The 20,057-nt window shown below is 66.1% G+C and carries 25 protein-coding genes and 1 pseudogene; 9 read left to right on the top strand and 17 right to left on the bottom strand.

Annotation, left to right across the window (positions count from 1 at the left end; genetic code table 11):
• Window positions 1–43 precede the first annotated feature (43 nt).
• On the top strand, window positions 44–490 hold the full coding sequence (locus tag AO501_RS24470) for a universal stress protein (RefSeq protein WP_055580169.1): 447 nt from the start codon (window positions 44–46) through the stop codon (window positions 488–490).
• Here AO501_RS24470 and AO501_RS24465 read toward each other — a convergent pair.
• From AO501_RS24465 to AO501_RS24455, 3 genes are read right to left on the bottom strand one after another with little or no spacing between them, the layout of a single operon-like run.
• Window positions 467–1,549, bottom strand: a complete 1,083-nt coding sequence (locus AO501_RS24465) for a dihydrodipicolinate reductase (protein WP_055580168.1) — start codon at window positions 1,547–1,549, stop codon at window positions 467–469. The two genes, AO501_RS24470 and AO501_RS24465, sit on opposite strands and share 24 nt — an antisense overlap.
• Window positions 1,550–2,629, bottom strand: a complete 1,080-nt coding sequence (locus AO501_RS24460) for a dihydrodipicolinate reductase (protein WP_055580167.1) — start codon at window positions 2,627–2,629, stop codon at window positions 1,550–1,552.
• Complete coding sequence (locus AO501_RS24455) at window positions 2,626–3,654, bottom strand: Rieske 2Fe-2S domain-containing protein (RefSeq protein ID WP_055580166.1); 1,029 nt, start codon at window positions 3,652–3,654, stop codon at window positions 2,626–2,628. Before AO501_RS24455 ends, AO501_RS24460 begins: the two co-directional genes overlap by 4 nt.
• Window positions 3,655–3,746: 92 nt before the next feature.
• Here AO501_RS24455 and AO501_RS24450 point away from each other — a divergent pair, with 92 nt between their 5' ends.
• The 3 genes from AO501_RS24450 to AO501_RS24440 all read left to right on the top strand — a co-directional run bounded on the left by AO501_RS24450 (window position 3,747) and on the right by AO501_RS24440 (window position 6,497).
• A complete protein-coding gene (locus AO501_RS24450) occupies window positions 3,747–4,424 on the top strand; it encodes a TetR/AcrR family transcriptional regulator (RefSeq protein ID WP_156452761.1) in 678 nt (225 codons plus the stop codon).
• 86 nt (window positions 4,425–4,510) lie between these two features.
• A complete protein-coding gene (locus AO501_RS24445; RefSeq protein ID WP_055580185.1) occupies window positions 4,511–5,503 on the top strand; it encodes a tocopherol cyclase family protein in 993 nt (330 codons plus the stop codon).
• A 64-nt stretch (window positions 5,504–5,567) separates the two neighbouring features.
• Window positions 5,568–6,497, top strand: coding sequence for a DUF808 domain-containing protein (locus AO501_RS24440; protein ID WP_055580165.1), 930 nt, complete (start codon window positions 5,568–5,570; stop codon window positions 6,495–6,497).
• Here the strand turns inward: AO501_RS24440 and AO501_RS24435 are convergent.
• Window positions 6,494–6,919: a GAF domain-containing protein gene (locus AO501_RS24435; protein ID WP_371934966.1), complete on the bottom strand. Its 426-nt coding sequence runs from the start codon at window positions 6,917–6,919 to the stop codon at window positions 6,494–6,496. The two genes, AO501_RS24440 and AO501_RS24435, sit on opposite strands and share 4 nt — an antisense overlap.
• A gap of 55 nt (window positions 6,920–6,974) precedes the next feature.
• Between AO501_RS24435 and AO501_RS24430 the strand changes: the two genes are divergently transcribed.
• Window positions 6,975–7,202 carry a hypothetical protein gene (locus AO501_RS24430; RefSeq protein ID WP_055580184.1) on the top strand — a complete coding sequence of 76 codons (228 nt, stop codon included), beginning with the start codon at window positions 6,975–6,977 and terminating at the stop codon, window positions 7,200–7,202.
• Here the strand turns inward: AO501_RS24430 and AO501_RS24425 are convergent.
• The 8 genes and pseudogenes from AO501_RS24425 to AO501_RS24395 form a co-directional block, all read right to left on the bottom strand.
• Window positions 7,178–8,632 (bottom strand): protein adenylyltransferase SelO, encoded by a 1,455-nt coding sequence (locus AO501_RS24425; protein WP_055580163.1) that lies wholly within the window; start codon window positions 8,630–8,632, stop codon window positions 7,178–7,180. The genes AO501_RS24430 and AO501_RS24425 overlap by 25 nt on opposite strands.
• Window positions 8,633–8,652: 20 nt before the next feature.
• Window positions 8,653–8,787 (bottom strand): hypothetical protein, encoded by a 135-nt coding sequence (locus tag AO501_RS40350; protein ID WP_269435189.1) that lies wholly within the window; start codon window positions 8,785–8,787, stop codon window positions 8,653–8,655.
• Window positions 8,788–8,794: 7 nt separating this feature from the next.
• The gene (locus tag AO501_RS24420; protein WP_055580162.1) at window positions 8,795–9,361 is read right to left on the bottom strand and encodes a hemerythrin domain-containing protein; all 567 of its coding nucleotides are present in this window, start codon (window positions 9,359–9,361) and stop codon (window positions 8,795–8,797) included.
• An 87-nt stretch (window positions 9,362–9,448) separates the two neighbouring features.
• Window positions 9,449–10,213, bottom strand: a complete 765-nt coding sequence (locus tag AO501_RS24415; RefSeq protein WP_055580161.1) for an LLM class F420-dependent oxidoreductase — start codon at window positions 10,211–10,213, stop codon at window positions 9,449–9,451.
• Between the two features lie 20 nt (window positions 10,214–10,233).
• Window positions 10,234–11,289 (bottom strand): annotated as a pseudogene (gene arsB / locus AO501_RS24410) (ACR3 family arsenite efflux transporter); the annotation flags it as partial.
• A complete protein-coding gene (locus tag AO501_RS24405; protein ID WP_082658818.1) occupies window positions 11,286–11,705 on the bottom strand; it encodes a metalloregulator ArsR/SmtB family transcription factor in 420 nt (139 codons plus the stop codon). The pseudogene arsB and the gene AO501_RS24405, both read right to left, overlap by 4 nt.
• On the bottom strand, window positions 11,702–12,646 hold the full coding sequence (locus AO501_RS24400) for a TauD/TfdA family dioxygenase (RefSeq protein WP_055580183.1): 945 nt from the start codon (window positions 12,644–12,646) through the stop codon (window positions 11,702–11,704). Before AO501_RS24400 ends, AO501_RS24405 begins: the two co-directional genes overlap by 4 nt.
• Complete coding sequence (locus AO501_RS24395) at window positions 12,643–13,077, bottom strand: ArsI/CadI family heavy metal resistance metalloenzyme (protein ID WP_055580158.1); 435 nt, start codon at window positions 13,075–13,077, stop codon at window positions 12,643–12,645. The genes AO501_RS24400 and AO501_RS24395 overlap by 4 nt, the downstream gene beginning before the upstream one ends.
• A 102-nt stretch (window positions 13,078–13,179) precedes the next feature.
• On the opposite strand from AO501_RS24395, the gene AO501_RS24390 reads away from it, so the two are divergent.
• Window positions 13,180–13,539 (top strand): Rv2640c family ArsR-like transcriptional regulator, encoded by a 360-nt coding sequence (locus AO501_RS24390; RefSeq protein WP_055580157.1) that lies wholly within the window; start codon window positions 13,180–13,182, stop codon window positions 13,537–13,539.
• An 8-nt stretch (window positions 13,540–13,547) separates the two neighbouring features.
• On the opposite strand, the gene AO501_RS24385 is transcribed toward AO501_RS24390, so the two are convergent.
• Window positions 13,548–13,964: an arsenate reductase ArsC gene (locus AO501_RS24385; protein ID WP_055580182.1), complete on the bottom strand. Its 417-nt coding sequence runs from the start codon at window positions 13,962–13,964 to the stop codon at window positions 13,548–13,550.
• Window positions 13,965–14,071: 107 nt separating this feature from the next.
• Here AO501_RS24385 and AO501_RS24380 point away from each other — a divergent pair, with 107 nt between their 5' ends.
• The gene (locus AO501_RS24380; RefSeq protein ID WP_055580156.1) at window positions 14,072–15,007 is read left to right on the top strand and encodes a TIGR03619 family F420-dependent LLM class oxidoreductase; all 936 of its coding nucleotides are present in this window, start codon (window positions 14,072–14,074) and stop codon (window positions 15,005–15,007) included.
• Here AO501_RS24380 and AO501_RS36285 read toward each other — a convergent pair whose 3' ends face one another.
• Genes AO501_RS36285 through AO501_RS24365 form a run of 3 tightly spaced genes read right to left on the bottom strand, consistent with a single transcriptional unit; the run spans window position 15,008 to window position 18,286 of the window.
• Window positions 15,008–15,610 carry a DUF732 domain-containing protein gene (locus AO501_RS36285; RefSeq protein WP_197419940.1) on the bottom strand — a complete coding sequence of 201 codons (603 nt, stop codon included), beginning with the start codon at window positions 15,608–15,610 and terminating at the stop codon, window positions 15,008–15,010.
• 29 nt (window positions 15,611–15,639) lie between these two features.
• A complete protein-coding gene (locus tag AO501_RS24370; protein ID WP_055580154.1) occupies window positions 15,640–17,361 on the bottom strand; it encodes a patatin-like phospholipase family protein in 1,722 nt (573 codons plus the stop codon).
• Between the two features lie 37 nt (window positions 17,362–17,398).
• Window positions 17,399–18,286: an SPFH domain-containing protein gene (locus tag AO501_RS24365; RefSeq protein WP_055580153.1), complete on the bottom strand. Its 888-nt coding sequence runs from the start codon at window positions 18,284–18,286 to the stop codon at window positions 17,399–17,401.
• 46 nt (window positions 18,287–18,332) lie between these two features.
• Here AO501_RS24365 and AO501_RS24360 point away from each other — a divergent pair, with 46 nt between their 5' ends.
• On the top strand, window positions 18,333–18,731 hold the full coding sequence (locus tag AO501_RS24360; protein ID WP_055580152.1) for a DUF4267 domain-containing protein: 399 nt from the start codon (window positions 18,333–18,335) through the stop codon (window positions 18,729–18,731).
• On the opposite strand, the gene AO501_RS24355 is transcribed toward AO501_RS24360, so the two are convergent.
• The gene (locus AO501_RS24355; protein WP_055580151.1) at window positions 18,728–19,147 is read right to left on the bottom strand and encodes a PPOX class F420-dependent oxidoreductase; all 420 of its coding nucleotides are present in this window, start codon (window positions 19,145–19,147) and stop codon (window positions 18,728–18,730) included. The two genes, AO501_RS24360 and AO501_RS24355, sit on opposite strands and share 4 nt — an antisense overlap.
• Before the next feature lie 82 nt (window positions 19,148–19,229).
• Between AO501_RS24355 and AO501_RS24350 the strand changes: the two genes are divergently transcribed.
• Window positions 19,230–20,054, top strand: a complete 825-nt coding sequence (locus tag AO501_RS24350) for an LLM class F420-dependent oxidoreductase (protein WP_055580150.1) — start codon at window positions 19,230–19,232, stop codon at window positions 20,052–20,054.
• Window positions 20,055–20,057 lie beyond the last annotated feature (3 nt).

Genomic DNA, 20,057 nt, shown 5'->3' with positions numbered 1-20,057 from the left:
GCCGAGGGGTTTGATTTGGGGCGATGGCGGCTAGTTATCTTCCATGGGCAAATACCAGGTCGTGGTGGTCGGGACCGACGGGTCCGACACGTCTTTTCGTGCCGTTGACCGGGCGGCGAAAATCGCAGCGGAGTCGGGTGCCAAGTTGATCGTCGCGTCGGCATATCTGGATGAGGATCGGGGCGGCACCGATCCCGACCAGGCTCGCACCGTCGAGTATCGAACCCGGGGCAATGCCCCGGTCTACGACATGCTGCGGTCCGCCGCCGACCGGGCGAAAGAGGCCGGTGCCGCCGACGTCGAGGAGCGTGCGGTGGAAGGCGCTGCGGTGGACGCGCTGGTGCAGCTGGCCGAAGACGTCGACGCCGACCTGCTGGTGGTGGGCAACGTCGGGACCAGTTCGATCGTCGGAAAGGTCATCGGTTCGGTTCCCAAAGCGGTCGAGCGTAAGGCGAAGACCGAGGTGTTAGTCGTCGAGACCGACGACTGAGTTGCCAAAACCGGTGTAGCTGCGGATAACTGGCAATCCGGCACTCGTGGCGAACCCGGGCGGCGCGGCACAGACTGCCGGCACGGCGTTGAGCACCTGCATCGCGGTGGCGACACTGGCCGAGCGGACGTGCTCGGCCATGGTCGCGGACCGGGTGAAGCTGGCCAGCGCGAAGAAGTGGGCTCGCATGGACGGGTCGCCCTCGATGGTCAGCGTCCATCCATGCTCGGGTTTGGGCCAATGCCCGGGATACTCACCGCCCACCGTCCACAATGTCTCGATCTCGATGAGCGTCTGTTCGCCGCGACGCCCGGACCACGTCCACCGCTGGCCGGCGGTGGTTCCGGCGCGCAGCAGGTGCTCGAAGATCTGATGGTCGCTCTGGGCGGGCACCGCTTCCACCGCCGCGACTACCTCGTCGATGCCGGCGTTCAACTCGTCGGCGAGAAACCAGACCTGCTCTTCGAAGATCGAGCTGTTGAAGGCGAGGAATTCGCTTGCGGTGGGACTGATCTGATCGACCGGCTGCCCAAAAGCCATGTTGTCGAACGTGATCGAGGTGCTCTCGTACACCGACCAGTCGGCGCGCTCCTGCAGGGTGACCTTGTCGATGGTGCGGCTCATTCCTGACAACGCCAGGGGCAGGACCCCCGACAGGTTGCCGGGATTGAGACCGCTGCCGTGCACGGAGGCATCACCGGCTCGGCAGGCCGCCGCCAACCGGTCCCGGTCGGCGGGCGGGAGGCGCCGCGGATGAAACAGGAACGCAGTGGTGGCAACGTTTTTCCCGCTTGCCAGTAGCGCGCACACCTCGTCGAGGTTTGCGTTGCGCGGCGTATACAGCACGCAGTCGGCGTCGAGAGCCAGAATCTCGGCGACGTCGGTGGTGGCGGTGACACCGATGGGGTCGCGTCCGGCCAGGGTGCCGACGTCCACGCCGTCCTTCTCGGCGGAGTAGACCCGGGCACCGACGATGCGCAGGTCGGGGCGGTGGTCGAGGACGGTGGTCAGCATTTCCTGGCCCACCGCGCCGGTGCCCCAGAGAATGATTCGGCGCATCTAGATATTGAAGCGGCCGGCGAATGCGCGCAACGGCAGGTCGGCACTGGTGAGTAGACCCGGAGGAGCGGCGACGACCGACCTGATCGAATTGAGCGCCGGCAGCCCGGTGACCGTCATGCCGATGGACGCGAAGTTGTCAGGGTTGGACAGATCGACGCCGGGCTTGGGGAAGATCATGTGCTTGTTGTAGATGCACGGGTCGCCCTTGATCTGAGTGATGTAGCAGCCCTTGATATCCCAGCTGGGGTCGGTGTGCGGGGTCATCTGCCACTCCAGGTGTGTCTCGACCCTGGGCACGCCGTCCACCATGCCCTGGTACTTGATGTAGTTGCCACCCAGCGAACCCTTCGGCAGCGTGTACCAACCCAGGTCGACGTCCTTGGTGCAGGCGCCCAATTCGTAGTCGAATTTGACCTCGTCGAGCGTGAGGTCGAAGCAGTCGGCCATCATCAACACGCTGTCGGCGAACACGCGCGTGTACTTCTCCAATTTGCCCGGGATGGACGGATCATCCACGGGCAGTCCGTAACCCACCTCGATCCAGGTGTCCTTGGAGTGGTGGCACGACACGTCGACCGACTCGATGGTGGTGACGTTCTCGATCTCGGCCACATCGGCTGAACAGACCACACCGAGGATCTGGTTGACTCCGGGGTTCATGCCCGTCCCGTAAAACGTGGAGCCACCCTTGTGACAAGCCTCCGCCAGCAGCTGGGTGACGGGCTTGCCGGAGTGGTGCGGATGGTTGCGATCACGGTGCCAACCGGTGATCCAGTCCGCCGTGGTGACGATATTGATTCCTGCCTCAAGGACTTTCACGTACAGATCCTCGTCGGGAAAGACGCCGTGGAAGGTCAGCACGTCAGGCTTGGCGGTGATGATCTCCTCGACGCTGCCGGTCGCCACGACGCCGTTGGGTGCCAACCCGACCAGTTCGCCGACATCGCGCCCGACCTTCTCCGGTGAGTAACAGTGCACCCCAATCAATTCCAGGTCGGGATGCGTCGCGATGCGCTTGATCATCTCAGAACCCACGTTGCCGGTGGCGACCTGGAAGACCTTGATCGGGGACGTCATGGTTGTGCCTTTCCGGAGCTGCTGAGTTCGGCGGCGGTGCCGCCCTTTACATCGGGGTAGAACTTCTTGGCCCAGTTGCGGATCGCGGTGAACCCCTCGTACTCGGCGTTCGCGAGCGCCGGCGGGTCGGAATACCGCTGGTGCGCCCAGATGTGCACGTCCTGGGTGAACTGCCGGATGATCTCCTCACCGAACATGCGGGCCTTGCCTTCGGCGCGCTCGTCGTCCCTGCCGGGAACCCTGCCGATGTAAACCATGAAGCGGACGTCGGACGTCCGCTCGTCGACCGGGGTGATCGCCGAGATGGTGCGGTTGTCGACCATGCCCCAACTCCTGGTGACGGCTACCCCCAGGCCGCCGTTGATGGCCTCGACGCCACTCTTGACGTCCTCGATGCTCTGCTGGTCGTTGCCCTCGAAGGTGATGGTGAAGTCGACGTAGGACACCGGCTCGTCGAAGTCGTGCCGGGTGAAGATCGGCACGATCGGCGTGTTGTGCACGTACTTGAAGTGGGCGAAGTCGACGCCGTTCTCCAGCACGTACTGCGGATGCAACTCCAGGCCTTCGCGGAACAAACGCTGCTGTGGGTAGTAATCGGCACGCCCGCGGCCGTCGGCGAAGTCGGCGAAGATGTCGGGGGCCTCGAAAAACGGTGCCCGGCCTTCGATGTCGTGCCAGATGTAGACCGACTCGTTGCGCTCCACCACCGGGTAGGTGCGAATGCGGCGGCCCTTGTTGGGCCGGTCCTGATACGGGATGCAGACGTTGCGGCCCTGCTGACTCCACTGCCAGCCGTGAAAGGGGCACTGCAGCACGTCGCCGACGACCTTGCCGCCGTAGCCCAGATGCGCTCCGAGGTGCTCGCAGTACGCGTTCATCACGGTGAGCCGGCCGGAGTCGGCGCGCCAGGCCACCATTTCCTGGTCGAAGTACTTCATCGAGTGGACGTCGCCTATGCCGATCTCATCGGACCACGCAACCTGGAACCAGCCGGTAGGTTTCATCGACAAAGGCGGCTTGGCCATGCACGCGGTCCTTTCCGTCCGATCATCAAGCACTCTATGAAAAAGTCATAGATGAGTCAACGAAACCTGTGCCGCCGCGTTAGGATTCCGGCATGGCAGTGGCGGACAGCGCGAATCGCAGGGCCAACAAGCGGGGCCTGGCCACGCGGGAGGCGATGCTGCAGGCCGCGGTGACCGCCCTGGCATCCGGAGACCCCGGAGCGGTTTCGGCGAACCGGATCGCCAAGCAGATCGGCGTCACCTGGGGCACCGTGCAATACCAGTTCGGGGACGCCGACGGGTTCTGGGCCGCGGTGCTGCACCACACTGCGCAGCGGCGGGCCAACGTGTTCGCCAATCCCGACACCGGGGCGTCGTTGCAGGAGCGGGTCGCGGAGATCATCGACACGCTGTACGACGGCCTGACCGCCCCCGACTCGCGGGCGATCGAGAACCTGCGCGCGGCGCTGCCGAGGGAACCGGGCGAGCTCGACCGGCTCTACCCGCACACCGCCGCGGAATTGCGGTCGTGGGGGCAGGGCTGGCATGCGACCTGTCAGAAGGCCTTCGCCGATCTGCAGGTCGATCCGCAGCGGGTGCGCGAGATTGCCACGCTGATCCCCGGTGCGATGCGCGGCCTTGTCTCGGAACGGCAGCTCGGCAGCTACGCCGACCTCGACGAGGCGCGGCGGGGGTTGACCAACGCGATCGTGGCCTATCTGGCGGAGTCGGCCGCCCCGGTTCGTCGAGCGTGTCGTCAGGGTGGAAATCTGGCCGATTCGCAACCCTGAGGTCACGCTCGGTGACTGGGACCGCCGGCCGAACGGCAGCAGGTTCAATGAGGAGGGTGTGGGGTACCAAAGCTGGTGTGAATGTCGTGAGTTCTGCAGCACGCGCTGGGCTCGGGCTGGTTCCGGGGCTCGTGTCGCTCTACCGCCGAACCGGCGCCGACGTGCCGTTCGGCGATCCGGTCCCGTCGCACGGGACCGAGATGGAAGGCTGGTTCTGGCGGCTCTCCGACCAGGACGAGGGACGGGTGGTGGTTGCCCTGTGCAGCGCCAACCGACAGTCCGACGGCGACTGGTCCACGGCCGCGATAGCGCTGCATCCCGGCGGGGTGGTGCGCTCGGCCGCGGTCGACGGTGTCACGGCGAGTCAGGCGCGGTTCAGTGTGCAGGCGGAGTCTGGTGGCAATCTGATCGATGCCGGCGGCGAGCGGCTCCGGATGGTTCTCGGCGACACCGCAGTCGACCTGAAATTTCACGATGTCTATCGGTGGCCCAAACCATTTGGCGGCGGTGGAGTTTTCTCGTCGGTGCCGTTTCTCAATCAGTATTGGCACCCTTATCGGCTGGGGGGCAGAGCTTCCGGCACAGTGACCCATCAAGACCAGCGTTGGGAATTCACCGGCGCCAGGTTGTACTGCGAACGAAATTGGGGAGCCGGTTTCCCGCTGCGCTGGTGGTGGGGACAGGCTCACGACTTCGGCGACGCCGACGTGTCGGTGGCGTTCTCCGGCGGTCTGCTCGAGCTGGGTCCGCTCAACCGCGATGTCACCGGAGTCGTTGTGCGACTGGGTGATCGAGTGATCCGGATTACTCCACCGGCGCTCGTGTCTTCCAGCTGCGACGTCGACCGCTGGCACATCGATGCCCGCACCGTGCGGTACCGCGTCGAACTCGAGGGCCGTGGCACGCCGGACGGACCGCACGTGCTGCCCGTACCCCTGCCGGCCGAGCGCCGCAACATCGACACCGACTACGAATATCTGGCCGGCACGTTGCACTGCCGGGTGCGTGAATGGGGGCGTGTGATCTTCGAGGGCACTTCGACATTGGCCGGCCTCGAGGTCGGCAGCCGGCCTTCCTGATGGACGCAGCGACGAGCCGAATCAGGCGCAGCCCGGTACGCTGCAACGCCATGAGGCAGACGCGATGAGCGCGGGTCTGTTCGGCCTTCTCGACGATGTGGCGACGCTCGCGCGACTGACCGCCGGCTCGCTCAACGGCGTCGGGCCCGCCGCGGGACGGGCGACCGCGAAGGCCGCCGGTGTGGTCATCGACGACACGGCCGTGACGCCGCAGTTCGTCGACGGAATCTCCGCCGAGCGTGAGTTGCCGATCATCAAGCGGATCGCGCTCGGATCGCTGCGTAACAAGATCCTGTTCATCCTGCCCGGCGCCATGCTGCTCAGTCAGTTCGCGCCGTGGCTGCTCAGCCCGATCCTGATGCTCGGGGCGACTTATCTGTGTTACGAAGGCGCCGAGAAGGTTTGGAGCAGCCTGCGCGGGCACGGCGACGGCGACGAGCAGCCGGACAACGAGCGTCACGTGGTGGCCGGCGCGATCCGCACCGACTTCATCCTGTCCGCCGAGATTATGGTGATCGCGCTCAACGAAGTGGCCAGCCTGGCGTTCGTGCCGCGGCTGGTGATCCTGCTCATCGTTGCGCTGGTGATCACCGTCGCGGTGTACGGCGTCGTCGGGGGCATCGTGAAAATGGACGACGTCGGCCTGCATCTCGCCCAGACTTCGTCCCGCGTCGGCAGGGCCGTGGGCCGTGCCCTGGTGGCCGGGATGCCCAAACTGCTCTCGGTGCTGTCGGTGGTCGGAACGGTGGCGATGCTCTGGGTGGGCGGTCACATCCTGCTGATGGGCGCTGATCACCTCGGCTGGCACACGCCGTACGGGCTGGTGCACCACGCCGAGCAGTGGGCGCATCATGCGGTGGCGGCGCTGGGCGGCGTCCTGGGTTGGTTGGTCAATACGGCGGCGTCCGCTGTGGTCGGCTCGGTGGTCGGAGCGCTCGTGCTGGCCGTCGTGGCCGCGTTCCAGCGGATTCGGCGCTCGCGCTCCAAGGCTTAGGACCCGGGCCGCCGCCCGTCCCAGAGCTGTTGGGTCTGCCGGCCGACCGACTGGTGATGGGTCTGCTGAAAGTTGCGGCCGCCGCGGCGGAACGTCGCGACGACCGCGCCGGGCACCTCGGGCTCCAGTAGCGGCTCAGGGAGCCAGGTGCAGCGGCGCACGTGCACCAGATCGACGGCCACGGCGCCGTCGTCATCGTCACGGAAATACGGCCCGTCGAGCCGGCCGAGCCAGAACAGTTCGTCCGGGTCGCGCGTCCACACGAAGGAGCCGTCGGCCGCAGCGGCGAACCGGTCCACCCGACGGGCCAGACGTTCCTCTTCCGCCGGATTCGCCGCCAGCTGTCCGAATCCGCACAGGCCCAACCGACGGGCGCGTTCGGACGTGGCGCGCGGGTCGATGGTGTTGCTGCGAGATCGCATTGGAGCGCGGTAGACATCGGCCACATCGCCCATTGTGCGCGATATGCTCCTGACGATGTCCACGTTCAAGCGCTACCTCATCATCCAGGCGATGGTGTTCGTATGCGGCATCGTCGGCCCGATCTTCTTGATCATCTTCTTTGCCGCGCCGACGGACCCGCAGATGAAGTGGGCGTACTGGGCCGGGCTGTTCATCACCTACATCGACGTGATGATCGCGATCGGAATCACGGCGAGCACCCGGGAGAACTCCAATATTCAGGTGCCGCAGAAGGTTCGGTAGACACCGAAGTCCGTGGGCGCGGGTGACGCGTACCGCTGCAGCCCGGGCCGTTCGGTGTACGGCTCGCTGACCGCATCCAGCAGCCGGCCGAACGGACCGAGGTCACCGTCGGTCGCCGCCGTCAGTGCTTCCTCGACGAGATGGTTACGCGGGATGTAAATCGGATTGACCCGGTCCATCGCGTCGGCGTCGGGTCCCAGGGCCCGCCAGCGCCGCGCCCACTCGTCGAAGCGGGCGGGATCGACGAACTGTCCCCGGGCCGGTTCGTCGTCGCCCCGGGCGGCCGAGGCGAGGTGACGGAAGAACGAGGTGAAGTCGACGTGGCTCTCCTGCAGCATGGGCAGCAACTCGTCGAGCAACGGCAACACGGCGTCGACGTCGGTGGCCACGCCGAGCTTGGCGTGCATACCCGAAAGCCACGCGGAGTGGTAGGCGTGGAACCCGTCAAAAGCGTGCTCTATCAAAGCAATTGACTCGTTGACATCCTCGCCGAGCAACGGCAGCAACGTCTCGGCGAACCGGGCGAGGTTCCAGGCCGCGATCGTCGGCTGATTGCCGTAGGCGTAGCGGCCCCAGGCGTCGATCGAACTGAAAACGGTGTCCGGGTCGTAGGCCTCCATGAACGCGCACGGCCCGTAGTCGATACTCTCCCCGGAGATCGTCATGTTGTCGGTGTTCATCACCCCGTGGATGAACCCGACCATCATCCATCGCGCCACCAGCGACGCCTGCGCCGCGACGACGGCTTCGAACAGTGCGAGGTAGGGATTCTCGGCCTGTGCCGCCTCCGGATGGTGGCGGCTGATGGCGTGGTCGGCCAGTCGGCGCAGGAGGCCGAGATCGCCTGTGGCGGAAGCGTATTGAAAACTACCCACCCGGAGATGACTGCTCGCCACGCGCACCAGCAGGGCACCGGGCAGCATCGTCTCGCGTGCCACCGGACGGCCGGTGGCGACCACCGCCAACGACCGGGTCGTAGGGATCTCCAGTGCGTGCATCGCCTCGCTGATGATGTACTCGCGCAGCATCGGGCCGACGGCCGCCAGGCCGTCGCCGCCGCGAGCGAAAGGGGTGCGCCCGGAACCCTTCAGATGGAGATCGCGCAGCCGCCCGTCGGCGTCGGTGAGTTCGCCGAGTAGCAGGGCGCGCCCGTCGCCGAGCCGCGGCACGTAGCCGCCGAATTGATGCCCGGCGTAGGCCTGGGCTACCGGCGCGGCGCCGGAGGGCACCAGGTTGCCCACCAGGAACCGCAGACCGTCGGGGCTGCGCAGCCAGCTCGCTTCCAGGCCCAGCTCGCCGGCCAGCGGCTCGTTGAGCACCAGCAACCGTGCCTCGGGTGGCACTTCGGCCTGCCAGGGAACCGCCATCTCGGGTAGCTCGCCGGCGAAGCGGCCCTGCAGGGTGATGGTGATGTCGGGGGTAACGCTCACTTGTCACACACTACGGAGAATCAACCGTCCTCGTTGATGGCCAAACCTTCCGGCGGGGGTGTGGAGTACGCGGGGTAGGCGGGTGGCGAGACGACGCTGTCGTCGCTGCTTTCGGTGGTCTCTTCCCGATCGTCCGGTGTTTCGGGGTGACTCATGTTGCTCCTAGCTGACGGCTTGCTTGATCAGGTCACGGGCGCGGTCGAGCATCGACGCGAACGGGCCGACCGCGAAGTTCAACTTGGCCGACTCCACCCCGGCGTGCGGCCGGGTCGGTGCAATGGCTTCGGCAAGCTTCACCGCGGTGCCCAGCCGCTTGAGTTCCTCGGAGCCCATGTCGGCCTGCAACTGTTCGAACTCCTCGAGTTCTTCATGCTCGGCATGGGCCAGCACGGCTTCCCGCAGTTTCGTCAACTCGTCGATGAACTCCTGCGAGGTGATCTCGAGCCCCTCGATCTTCGACAACTGCTCTTTGGCGGAGTGCTCTTCGGCCAGCAAACTGTCGACGATCGCGTCGCCCGCATCCACTTCGCGCCGCGCCCGCGGGTGCACGAACATCTCCTCGGCGGTCTCGTGCACCGCGAGAAGCTGACGCAGCTCGACGAACGGCTTCTCGCGGGCCTGCGGATCCGATGCGAGCAGCACCTGGTCGAACATGTCCTCGATCAGGTCGTGCTGGGCCTTGAGGAAAGCGATGACTTCTTCGGGTGTTTCAACAATCATTTCGGGCATAGCGAATAAACCTCCGGTGAGGGGGCTCGGAAAGTGCGGGCGGGGGGCTGTGCACCGCTGTTCGGCGCATACCCGGGCAACTGGGTGCTAAAACTCCGGTCGTCGTTCCACCAGGCGTTTCACTTCGTCCAGGTCGTAGGGCGCACGCAGCCCGAGGATCAGGTGTTCGGCCCCGGCTTCGACCAGTGACGTCATCAGGTCGGGGTCGGCCCGCTCGATCCACACGGTGCGTTCGATCTCGCGCGGGTCGCGCCCAACCTCGTCACACCACCGATCGATGACCTCGTTCTTGGCCCGGATCGTGTCGGCGTCGCCGTAACCGTTCCACATGTCGGCGTGTTGGGCCACCAGGCGCAGCGTGCGTCGTTCTCCGTTGCCGCCGATCAGGATCGGCAACGGACCGAGTGGTCCCGGTTGTAAAACGGCAAGGCGCCGTCGGATGCGGGGCAACGTTTCGGCGAGCAGATCCAGTCGTTGAGCCGGCGTGCGCACCGGATAGCCGTATTCGATTTCGTCCCGGTCCATCCAGCCCGACCCGATGCCCAACACCGCGCGACCCTCCGACAAGTGGTCGAGGGTGCGGGCCATGTCGGCGAGCAGGTCGGGATTGCGGTAGCCGCACCCGGTGACCAGCATCCCGACCTGAGACACGTTCGGCGCGGTGACTGCCATCGCGGCCAGAACCTGCCAGCCCTCGAAGTGGGCTTCGTCGGGCGCGCCGTACAGCGGGGGGAAGAAGTGGTCCCATGTCCACAGGCTGTCCACCCCGAGCCGGTCGACCGCCTGCCACGCCGCGCGCAGGTCGGCCATGGTCGTGTTCTGTGGATGTATCTGCACGCCGATTTTCACCATCGACGTCAAGCATGCTCCAGAGAATCGCCGGTTCGACCCCGCAGCGGGAAACGGCGACGCAGAGCCAGTGACACGTAGACCAGTGCCACCAGCACCGGTACTTCGATGAGAGGTCCGACGACACCGGCGAGGGCCTGCCCGGAAGTGACGCCGTAGGTGGCGATCGCGACGGCGATGGCCAACTCGAAGTTGTTGCCGGCGGCGGTGAAAGCCAGCGTGGTGGTGCGTTCGTAACCCAGGCCCAGCGTGGCGCCCAGTAGGTAGCCGCCGCCCCACATGATGGCGAAGTAGGCCAGCAGCGGAAGCGCGATGCGCGCGACGTCCCACGGCCGGTTGGTGATCTGATCGCCTTGCAGCGCAAAGAGTATGACGATGGTGAACAGCAGGCCGTACAGGGCCCACGGGCCCACGGTGGTCAGGAACTTCGTCTCGTACCAGTCGCGGCCCCTGGCCCGTTCGCCGAACCGGCGGGAGAGGTAACCGGCGAGCAGGGGGATGCCCAGGAAGATGAGAACGGATTTGGCGATCTGCCACGGAGACGTGGAGATCGAGGTCTGGGACAGGCCCAGCCAGCCGGGCAGCACAGACAGGTAGAACCAGCCGAGTACGGCGAACATGAGCACCTGGAAGATCGAGTTCAGAGCGACGAGCACGGCGGCGGCCTCGCGGTCGCCGCAGGCCAGGTCGTTCCAGATGATGACCATGGCGATGCAGCGGGCCAGTCCGACGATGATCAGGCCGGTGCGGTACTCGGGCAGGTCCGCCAGCAGCAGCCAGGCGAGGGCGAACATCAGTGCCGGTCCGAGCGCCCAATTCAGCAGCAGCGAACTGACCAGCATCCTGCGGTCGGCGGTGACGGTGTCGAGGCGGTCGTAGCGCACCTTGGCCAGCACCGGATACATCATGATCAGCAGGCCCAGGGCGATCGGCAGCGATATCCCGTCGATCTGCACCTTCTGCAGGGCGGTGTTCAGCCCCGGTGCCCAGCGGCCGAGCAACAGGCCGGTGGCCATGGCGATACCGATCCATACCGGGAGGAATCGGTCGAGTGTGGAGAGCTTGGGGCCGTCCGTCATGCCGGCGCTCCCGAGGCCATGTCGTGGTGGACCCCGAGGGCTGCCGAGAGGACGTGCACCGCCCCCGGTACGACCGCGTAGTACACCCAAGACCCGCGGCGCGTCGAGGTGAGCAATTCGGCCTCGCGCAGCACCTTGAGGTGGTGAGAGATGGTCGGCTGCGAGACGGCAAGACCTTCGGACACCTCACAGACGCAGGCCTCGCCACCGGCTCGGCTCGCCACCGCACTGAACAGCCGGAGTCGGACCGGGTCGGCCAGCGCTTTGAGCTTCACGGCGAGCTCGGCCGCATCCTCGGCCGACAGGGGTTCGACGAGCAGTGGGGTGGCCTCGCAGCAACTGTCGGCTACAGACGGGCGGTACTTTGACACTCGTCGATATTGACAGTCATCGAATACTTCGGCAAGGAAGCTCATCCGCGGTTTTGTCGTGGCACTCCGCCGCGCAACATCTGATGAGTGGTCGCCGTGGCGGTTTTCAGCCACAACCTCAACAGATGCCGCCTCGCTGCGGGGGATTCTTCGTCGGTGTAGGCCTCCCGCGAGTGCAGGACGACGGTGTTGTTGAGCAGTTGGACGTCTCCGGGCTCGAACCGCATCTCGATGTGGAAGGCCGGGTCGTTGGCGATGGACTCAACCAGATCTAGTGCTGCACATTGCTTTTCGGTTAACCTAGGCGCCTCGGGGTGGCGCTGTGAATCGCGGATATACCAGGCGATGAAGAACAGTCGCGGGGTCGCGTCGATGTCGGTGATGGGTGGTAGCTCGAAGAACGGTGGCTCGCCGGCGCTTTGCTCCTCGTTGCGATCCCAGGGCATCGGCTGATACATCACGTCCACCAGATGCGGAGCGCACCGCAGCATCTCGTTGTAGACGGCGTGCGCGCTGACGATTCTGGACTCACCACCGGCCTTGGCCGGATGCAGGCAAAGCAACCCGACGATGTCCGAGCCGTCGCTGTGGAAATCCTGACGCAGGTTTGTCCGGTACTTGCGCACCCCGGGGGCTGCGGGCAGGCGTTCGTCCCGAATGTGGGTGATGACGTTGGCGTCTCGGTCCTGGCCGACCGGCTCACCCAGCAGCCTGCCCAGGCCGAGGTACGCACGCTCGGTCTGGGCTTCGGTGAGTGCGTCGATGGGAAATCGCCGCACCCGGACGAAGCCGGGTCCGTGGGTCAACAGCTCGGCCCAGGGCTGCACGGCAGGTCGGAAATACTCTGCCAGATCACCCATTTCGCCACCCCGGCCATAGGCGATCAATGCCTGTCGATCGTCATCGGACAGGTCGAACGACCAGAGCTCCTCCTGGGGGAAATCACGCGGCGTCCACACCGAGGGCCCGTGGACCGCCGGTCTCACCGTGCCGTCGCCTCTGCGCCGCAGCAACCGGCATCTTCGGCAGCCGGCTCCGGGGCGAAGAAGGTGTCCGAGTCGGCCAGCTTCGTGTAGACCTCCCAGCGGTGCCCACCCGGACCGTTGACCCACACCTTGTCCTGCTTGGCGAAGCAGCAGGTGGTGCCCAACTCCTCTTCGGTGAACAGTCCCTCGGCGGTCAGGCGGGCGATCTGGGCGTGTACCTCGTCGGTCGAGTCGACCTCCACGCCGAGGTGGTTGAGTGTGCCGCCCTGGCCGGGGTTCTCGAGCAGGACCAGCTTCAGCGGCGGCTCGTCGAGGGCGAAGTTGGCATAGCCCGGCTTGACCTTGGCCGGCGCCGTGTTGAACAGCTTGGAGTAGAACGCGATGGCCTCGTCGATGTCATCGACGTTGAGGGCCAACTGAATACGGGACATGGCATGCCTCCTGGTGACCTTTGCGACATATGTCGAAGTAATGTGCTGCTGCCTAGCATGCCACCTTTTCGATATATGTCAACATTGTGGCATCATGAGTTCATGCCCAAAGCGTTGCCGGTGATCGACATCTCCGCGCCGGTGTGTTGTGCGCCGGTGGCCGCCGGAGCGATGACCGACGACGACGCCTTACAGATCGCGCTGCGACTCAAGGCACTCGCCGATCCGGCGCGGGTGAAGATCATGTCGTTGCTGTTCGGTGCCACAGGCGACGGATGCAACAGTGGGGAGTTGGCGACGGCGATCGGGGTGGGCGAGTCGACGGTCAGCCATCATCTGAACCAATTGCGAAATGCCGGCCTGGTGGAATCGACCAGGCGCGGAACCAGCGTCTATCACCGCCCGCACCGCGCCGCGGTGGCTGCGCTGGTCGGGGTCCTCGATCCGGACTGCTGTTCCTAGAACGACTTTCAGCGTCTCGCCGTATCGGGCAGCAGCTCGGCGATGAGGTCTTTGACACGGGCCTCGATCTGGTCGCGGATGGGCCGCACCGCTTCCACGCCCTTGCCGGCGGGGTCCTCGAGCACCCAGTCGCGGTAGCTCTTGCCGGGAAAGAACGGGCAGGTGTCCCCGCAGCCCATGGTGATCACGACGTCGGAGGCCGCAACCGCATCGGTCGTCAGGATCTTCGGGTTCTGGGTGGAGATGTCGATGCCGACCTCGGCCATGGCCTGTACCGCGGCGGGATTGACCGCGTCGGCCGGCGCGCTGCCCGCCGAGCGCACCTCGACGGCGTCACCGGCCAGCGTCGCGAGAAACCCGGCGGCCATCTGGGAGCGGCCGGCGTTGTGGACGCACACGAACAGCACGGACGGCTTCGGACTCATCGACATACATCTATATTGATAGGGATCGAATCGGCGGTCAATCCGGCGGTGGCTGCCGGAGTAGCCCATCGCGTCCGCGATACTCGGTGAGTGATCGGTACTGGCATATGACGGATCGTCCCAAACTCACGGTGTACCTGCGCAACTTCAGCGACGACCCGAACCCCGACTGGAATGCCACCGTCGAAACCGCCCGCGCCATGGACGCAGCCGGAGTCGATCGCGTCGTGGTGTCCGACCACGTCGTCTTCGGCGAGAACCTGGACGCCTACGCCGATCCGGCGGTGGGAGGCACCACGGGTGGCAGACAACCGACCGGACCCGACGGCCAGTGGCTGGAACCCCTCATCCTGCTGACCGCGATCGCGGCGACCACCACCCGGATCAGGCTGGGAACGTCGGTGCTGCTGGCCGCGCTGCGACGGCCGGCCGTACTGGCCAAGCAGTTGGCCACCATGGATGTGCTGTCCGGCGGACGGATCGATCTGGGTGTCGGAATCGGTTGGCAACGCGAGGAGTACCAGGCCGCCGGCTTGCCGTTCGAGCGTCGCGGTCGCCTGCTCGACCACACGCTGGAGGTGTGCCAGGCGCTGTGGACGGAGCGGCGGGGCGTCTACAGCTCGCCGGAGCTGTCGTTCGACGGCATCCATCAGATGCCAAAACCGATGCAGCCCAATGGAATTCCGATTTGGGTGAGTGGCACCGTCAATCCGGCCGTCGCCAAGCGGTTGAGCAGGTTCGGAATGCGCTGGATCCCGTGGGGCCCGGCCATCACCGATCTCCAAGGCGCGATCCCGGCGATGAAGCGCGCGATCGCCGACACGGGTGCAGACCCGGATGGACTCCGGGTGCAGGGTTCGGCGGTCCTGGTCAGAGGCGCCGATCGCCGGATCGATGTGGATGCCTCGGTTGCGGTGGTCCCGCGCATCGTGGCAGACGGCGCCACCGACATCCGATTCTCGGGATCGGTGCCCTCCGATCCCGGGCGGGCCCAGGAGATGCTGGCAGACCTGGTCGGCGCCTTCCGCAAGGTCACCGACTGATCAGATCGCGGCGACCAGCTTGCTGTACTGCGGGCAGTAGGCCCGGACGGAGATGGCGACGAAGTCCTCGGCGTGGGCCGCGAAGTCCGGGCTGCTGGAACGGAATTGCGCGACCACCTCTTGCACCGTCATGCCCTGTCCGATGTTCTGGCACACCGTCTTGCCGTTGAAGACGGCGGCTTCGGGGTTGGCGAACTGGATGCCCTTGTCGTTGAGCGCGGCGATGTACCGGCTGTCCTGGTCCGCCGTGGACGAGACGGTGGTGGTGGCCGGTGCCGTGGTGGTCACCGGCGCGGCCGTTGTTCGCGTCGGCTCCGAGGCTGTCTCGGACGTGTTGTTCTTGTGCATCAACCAGCCCGCGACCACAATCACCACGGCCAGGGCCAGACAGATGAGCAGGACGGTGGCGGCTCGGGTCCACGCCGTGGTCCAGGACTGGTCGACCTCGGCCTCTTCGGGGACTGCGGCGGGATTCGCCCGGCTGCCGGGCGCCGACGCACTGTCCTGAATGTCCGGCAGCTCGTTGCCGCTTGACCACGCCAGGTTTGCCGACTCTGCCGTCTCGCCCGCGTTGTAGTCGGCGCCTCCGACCCGGTCGACCATGGGGGTCATGGTAGTCCGGGCGGACCGTCTCAGGTCAGGTGGCGGTTGCGCCAGCGGGACAGGCGACCGCTCGGAGACTGAATCGCCGCCATCACCGAGCTCATCGACGATGCCACCGACTTGGCGTGTTCCTGCGGGTGCGCGGTGGGAACCGCGGGCGTGTCGCCCACCCACCAGGTCGGCGACAACAACGCCGATGTCACCGGAATCGCCCGCTCGACGCTGGCGCGCCCCCACCGGTAGGCGCGGTCGATCGCGGTGGTGGACGGGGCGAGGTTGATCGGCGACAGGGTCGGCTCGAAGCGGACGAGATGGTCGGCATAGGGCAGGTTGCGCAGCATCTGCAGCTGGATCGCCTGCAGGATCGGGGCCAGCCACAGATGTCGCGAATCCCATTGCGGATGAAAGCAATCGAACGCCAGGTAGCAAGCGTTGCGGGTGCCGATCTTGCCGTCGCGCACGCGCTTCCAGGCCAGCTCCACGGGTACGTTACTGGCCGCGCCGCCGTCGACCAGCGCCGCGATATCCCGCTCGGCGAACAGGTCCTCGAGCAGTGGCAGCATCCGTGCGTCGCTCGTCTCGTGGTGCAGCACACCGGGAATCGCCGAGGAGAAGGACGCCGCGTCGAGGACGTCGAAGTCGAGTGCCGGATCGTCGCCGGAGATCACGATCGGCTTGACCACCCGCAGGTCGATGAACGCCGAGACCTGCCACATGCGGGCCGCCACCAATGGCCCGATTCCGATGGGGCGGAAGGGAAGTGAGCGAAGTTGTAAAGCCGCCAGCTCGGGGCGGCGAAACCGTGAGGGCAGCGCCGCGTACGGTTGCCGGCGAACTCCGGCGACCACGACGTCGAACGGAATCGCCAGATCCGACATCCGCATGCGCTCGCCGTCTTCCCGGCTGAGCAGGGCGTGCGCGAACTGGTCGAACCGCAGCGCGAACAGGCCGGCCATCCCGTGGCGGCGCCGCACCCGCTCGGGCCCGAGGATGGCGCGGTAGGACACCGTCTTGGCCCAGGCCACGTACTCCTCGATCGGCACCGGAAGTTCGCGGGCGACCAGGCTGCCGATGATCGACCCGAACGACGAGCCGATCATGTAGTCGGGCACCTGGCCGGCTTCCAACAGGCGCGCCATACCGCCGATGTAGACGAAGCCGGCGCCGCCACCGCCGCCGAGCACGGTGACGAGCTTCTTGTAGCCCACCTCGGCGTCGAGTTCGGCGGACGAGAAGTCATTGCGGTGGCGATCGATGAGTACCTGTCGCTGGTCGTCCTGGTCGTCGGCCAGGCCGGCCAACACCTCGCGTGCCGCCGTCAACGCCTTGACCTGGTCGGGTTCCTCGCGCAACGGAGCGAACAACGCATCGACGACCCTGGATCGCCACGGTCCGATTTCCGCGCCGACCGAGATGTCCCCACGGCCCCGGGTGCCACCCGGGCCCGCCACCCCCGGTTCGAAGTCGGCCAGCCGGGCGAAGTTCAGGATGTAGCGCAGTCTGCGCAGTTGCTCGTCGCTGAGTACGTCAGGGTTGGCCAGGTGGTTGCGCACCAGCCGGTTTTCCATCTTCTGCAACAGCAGGGCGGGGTCCGCCGACGGCAGGTCGACGGTGTCCAGGGCGGCATCGGTGGCTTTGGTCTCGTCGTCCTCGATGTCCTCGAGGGCCGGCACGAGGTCGAACGCGGGCGCTCGGTGACCCCTGCGGGCACCGAATCGGCCGCGGACTATGTCGGCGAACGGGATCTCCATGAGGAACCACCCTCTCATGGGTGGCTCCCGCTGGTGCCTACCGTCCGGGGACGGGGACCGTGGGCATGGCGGTGGTGCCAGGCCAGCAACCCAGCGGGCTGATGCCCTTGTTGATCGCGGCGGTGATGCAGTTCTGGACGACCACGTTGGGGTCGTTGCTGATGGAGCGCGACAGGATCTCGTTGGCCTTGGCCTGAGCCTCGGCCGTGCGCTGAGACTCGACCGCGATCGAAGTTTGCGCGCGCTGCTGGTTGAGTTGGTTGATCTTGTCCTCGGTGCCCTGGTCGTACTGGATGGTGGGCACGTTGATGTCGAAGATGTCGACCTGTTCGCCCACATCCTTGCGCATCAGGTCGGCGGCGCGCTTGGCGAGATTGGGCAACGGCGAGACATCGAGGTTCTGCGGGTCCAGCGGGTTGAACGCGGCGAACACCTCGTTGAGCGCCACGGACAGGTTCCGCTCGATCAGATTGACGCGCACGTTGTCGAATGTCTTGTACTGCTGGAAAAGTTCGGGCGCGGCGTGTTGTTTGAGCTGCCAGCGGATGCTGACGTCCGCCCAGGCGGTGGACTGGTTGCCCAGGCGCACCATGATGCGCTCGTCGTGGTTGCCGTCTTTGACGTACTTGTCGATCTGCACCGCACCGTCCATCTGGTGGGTCATCTGCCACGGCCACTTGCCGTGAAATCCGTTGTTCAGACTCACCCCGGTGGGCCGGCCGAACGTGGTGACGATCGCGATCTGGCGGGTACCGACGATGGTGAAACAACCCAGGAGGAAGAAGAGGACTGCGGTCGCCAGCGCGCCGAACACCACCGTCCTGCGGCGGCTGCGGGCCTTGTCCTCCCGGCTTATCAGCCAGCCCAGCGCCGCAACGCCGGCCACGATCAGGCTCACGACGAACATCACGATCTGCCACGTCATCCCGGACTCCTTTTCCTGTGGTGTGGGAAGACTCTAAGCTGCCGCCATGGCCATCGATCGTGCCGCGCTCATTGCCGGCAGTATCCGACTCGCGTCGGGGATCTCGTTCCTCGTCGACCCCGACCGTGCGAACCGGCTCTGGGGCACTCCGCACCAGCCGGACGCGCAAGCGCGACTGCTGTTGCGCTCCATGGGATACCGCGACGCATTGATCGGCGGGTTGCTTGCCACGGCCGCGTTGCGCGGCAAGAACACCCGCGGCTGGTTCTTGGCGTCCGGTGGAGCGGACGCGGCCGACCTGCTTGGTGGGGTGAGCGTGCATCACGACTTGACGCGCCCACAACAGGTCATCGGCCTCGGTGGCGCGATTGTCGGTGTCGGAGTGGGACTTTGGGGTGCGGCGCGTCCGGCCAAGCGTGCTGAGCTACCGCCCGCGGCCGATTAGCTCCAGGGACCGATTCCGCCGACCTTGTCGATGCGGATGCGCGTCAGGAATCCCGGCGGTGCACCGGCCGGCGGGAACACGGCCGGGTCCGACAGGGTCTGCGCGAGTTCGCGCAACAGTTCCGGCGCACCGCCTTCGACAATGCGTGCCGTCCCGTTGATCGCGAGGTACGGCCGCATGTCGCCGTGCGGGTCATCGGTCGAGACGATGGTGACCGCAACGCGGGGATCGTTGCGGACGTTGCGCACCTTCTTGTGTTCGGCCAGATGGGCGGTGACGAGTTCGTCTCCGTCCGGCGTCGACTGCAGCGCAACCCACACCACACTCACCTGGGGGCTGCCGTCGGGATTGAGGGTCACCAGGGTGGCGTCGGCGCCCTTGCCGATCAGTTCACGTGCCGCGTCGTTGAGCTTCATGCGTTGTTCTACCGCCGCGGTCAGGAATTAATTCCCACCAGGAGGTCTTCACGTCAGAGTGGACGCGGCGAGAGGGAACGACATGCGCTACGGGGTTCTGACTTTTAGCACCGACGAGGGCATCAGGCCCGACGAGCTGGGCCGCGCGCTCGAGCAGCGCGGCTTTGATTCGCTGTTTCTTGCCGAGCACACCCACATCCCCGTCAACCATGACAGCCCTTTTCCCAGCGGTGGCCCGATTCCCCGGAAGTACTATCGACCGCTGGACCCGTTCGTGGCGTTGACCGCGGCGGCGGTCACCACCGAAACTCTGCTGCTGGGCACCGGAATCGCTCTGGTCCCGGAGCGGGATCCGATCGTGACTGCCAAGGAAGTCGCGTCTTTGGACCTGTTGTCGGGCGGCCGATTCATCTTCGGTGTCGGCGTGGGATGGCTGCGCGAGGAGGTCGCCAACCACGGCGTCGATCCCGCGGTACGTGGCCGGGTCTCCGATGAACGGCTACGCGCGATGATCGAGATCTGGACACGGGAGGAGGCCGAATTCCACGGGAAGCACGTCGATTTCGACCCGATCTATAGCTGGCCGAAGCCGGTGAGCAAGCCTCATCCGCCGATTTACGTCGGCGGCGGTCCGGCGAGCTTCAAGCGGATCGCGGCGCTGAACGCGGGATGGATTGCGATAACCCCGACGCCGGAGTTGCTGGCGGGTCCGCTCGAGGAGCTGCGTGCGATCGCCGGTCCCGACGTTCCGGTGACCGTCTGCCAGTGGGGTGACGCCACGGCCCAGACCCTGGAGGGTTACGGGCCGCTGGGGGTGGAGCGGGTTCTGCTCGGGCTGGAGACAGCGCCGCGCGACGAGTCGTTGCGAAGCCTGGACGAGCTGGCCGGGATCGCTGGATTAGCTTGACGT

Origin of the sequence: Mycobacterium gordonae (genome assembly GCF_001417955.2) — a bacterium.
Lineage (GTDB): Bacteria > Actinomycetota > Actinomycetes > Mycobacteriales > Mycobacteriaceae > Mycobacterium > Mycobacterium gordonae_B.
The sequence above is the reverse complement of the archived record's forward strand: the minus strand, read 5'-3'. Positions and strand labels throughout refer to the sequence as shown.

Coding starts and splice junctions, on each gene's coding strand:
- AO501_RS24470 (WP_055580169.1), top strand. CDS start 44: ATGGGCAAATACCAGGTCGTGGTGGTCGGGACCGACGGGTCCGACACG.
- AO501_RS24465 (WP_055580168.1), bottom strand. CDS start 1,549: ATGCGCCGAATCATTCTCTGGGGCACCGGCGCGGTGGGCCAGGAAATG.
- AO501_RS24460 (WP_055580167.1), bottom strand. CDS start 2,629: ATGACGTCCCCGATCAAGGTCTTCCAGGTCGCCACCGGCAACGTGGGT.
- AO501_RS24455 (WP_055580166.1), bottom strand. CDS start 3,654: ATGGCCAAGCCGCCTTTGTCGATGAAACCTACCGGCTGGTTCCAGGTT.
- AO501_RS24450 (WP_156452761.1), top strand. CDS start 3,747: ATGGCAGTGGCGGACAGCGCGAATCGCAGGGCCAACAAGCGGGGCCTG.
- AO501_RS24440 (WP_055580165.1), top strand. CDS start 5,568: ATGAGCGCGGGTCTGTTCGGCCTTCTCGACGATGTGGCGACGCTCGCG.
- AO501_RS24435 (WP_371934966.1), bottom strand. CDS start 6,919: ATGCGATCTCGCAGCAACACCATCGACCCGCGCGCCACGTCCGAACGC.
- AO501_RS24430 (WP_055580184.1), top strand. CDS start 6,975: ATGTCCACGTTCAAGCGCTACCTCATCATCCAGGCGATGGTGTTCGTA.
- AO501_RS40350 (WP_269435189.1), bottom strand. CDS start 8,787: ATGAGTCACCCCGAAACACCGGACGATCGGGAAGAGACCACCGAAAGC.
- AO501_RS24420 (WP_055580162.1), bottom strand. CDS start 9,361: ATGCCCGAAATGATTGTTGAAACACCCGAAGAAGTCATCGCTTTCCTC.
- AO501_RS24415 (WP_055580161.1), bottom strand. CDS start 10,213: ATGGTGAAAATCGGCGTGCAGATACATCCACAGAACACGACCATGGCC.
- AO501_RS24405 (WP_082658818.1), bottom strand. CDS start 11,705: ATGAGCTTCCTTGCCGAAGTATTCGATGACTGTCAATATCGACGAGTG.
- AO501_RS24395 (WP_055580158.1), bottom strand. CDS start 13,077: ATGTCCCGTATTCAGTTGGCCCTCAACGTCGATGACATCGACGAGGCC.
- AO501_RS24390 (WP_055580157.1), top strand. CDS start 13,180: ATGCCCAAAGCGTTGCCGGTGATCGACATCTCCGCGCCGGTGTGTTGT.
- AO501_RS24385 (WP_055580182.1), bottom strand. CDS start 13,964: ATGAGTCCGAAGCCGTCCGTGCTGTTCGTGTGCGTCCACAACGCCGGC.
- AO501_RS24380 (WP_055580156.1), top strand. CDS start 14,072: ATGACGGATCGTCCCAAACTCACGGTGTACCTGCGCAACTTCAGCGAC.
- AO501_RS36285 (WP_197419940.1), bottom strand. CDS start 15,610: ATGGTCGACCGGGTCGGAGGCGCCGACTACAACGCGGGCGAGACGGCA.
- AO501_RS24370 (WP_055580154.1), bottom strand. CDS start 17,361: ATGGAGATCCCGTTCGCCGACATAGTCCGCGGCCGATTCGGTGCCCGC.
- AO501_RS24365 (WP_055580153.1), bottom strand. CDS start 18,286: ATGACGTGGCAGATCGTGATGTTCGTCGTGAGCCTGATCGTGGCCGGC.
- AO501_RS24360 (WP_055580152.1), top strand. CDS start 18,333: ATGGCCATCGATCGTGCCGCGCTCATTGCCGGCAGTATCCGACTCGCG.
- AO501_RS24355 (WP_055580151.1), bottom strand. CDS start 19,147: ATGAAGCTCAACGACGCGGCACGTGAACTGATCGGCAAGGGCGCCGAC.
- AO501_RS24350 (WP_055580150.1), top strand. CDS start 19,230: ATGCGCTACGGGGTTCTGACTTTTAGCACCGACGAGGGCATCAGGCCC.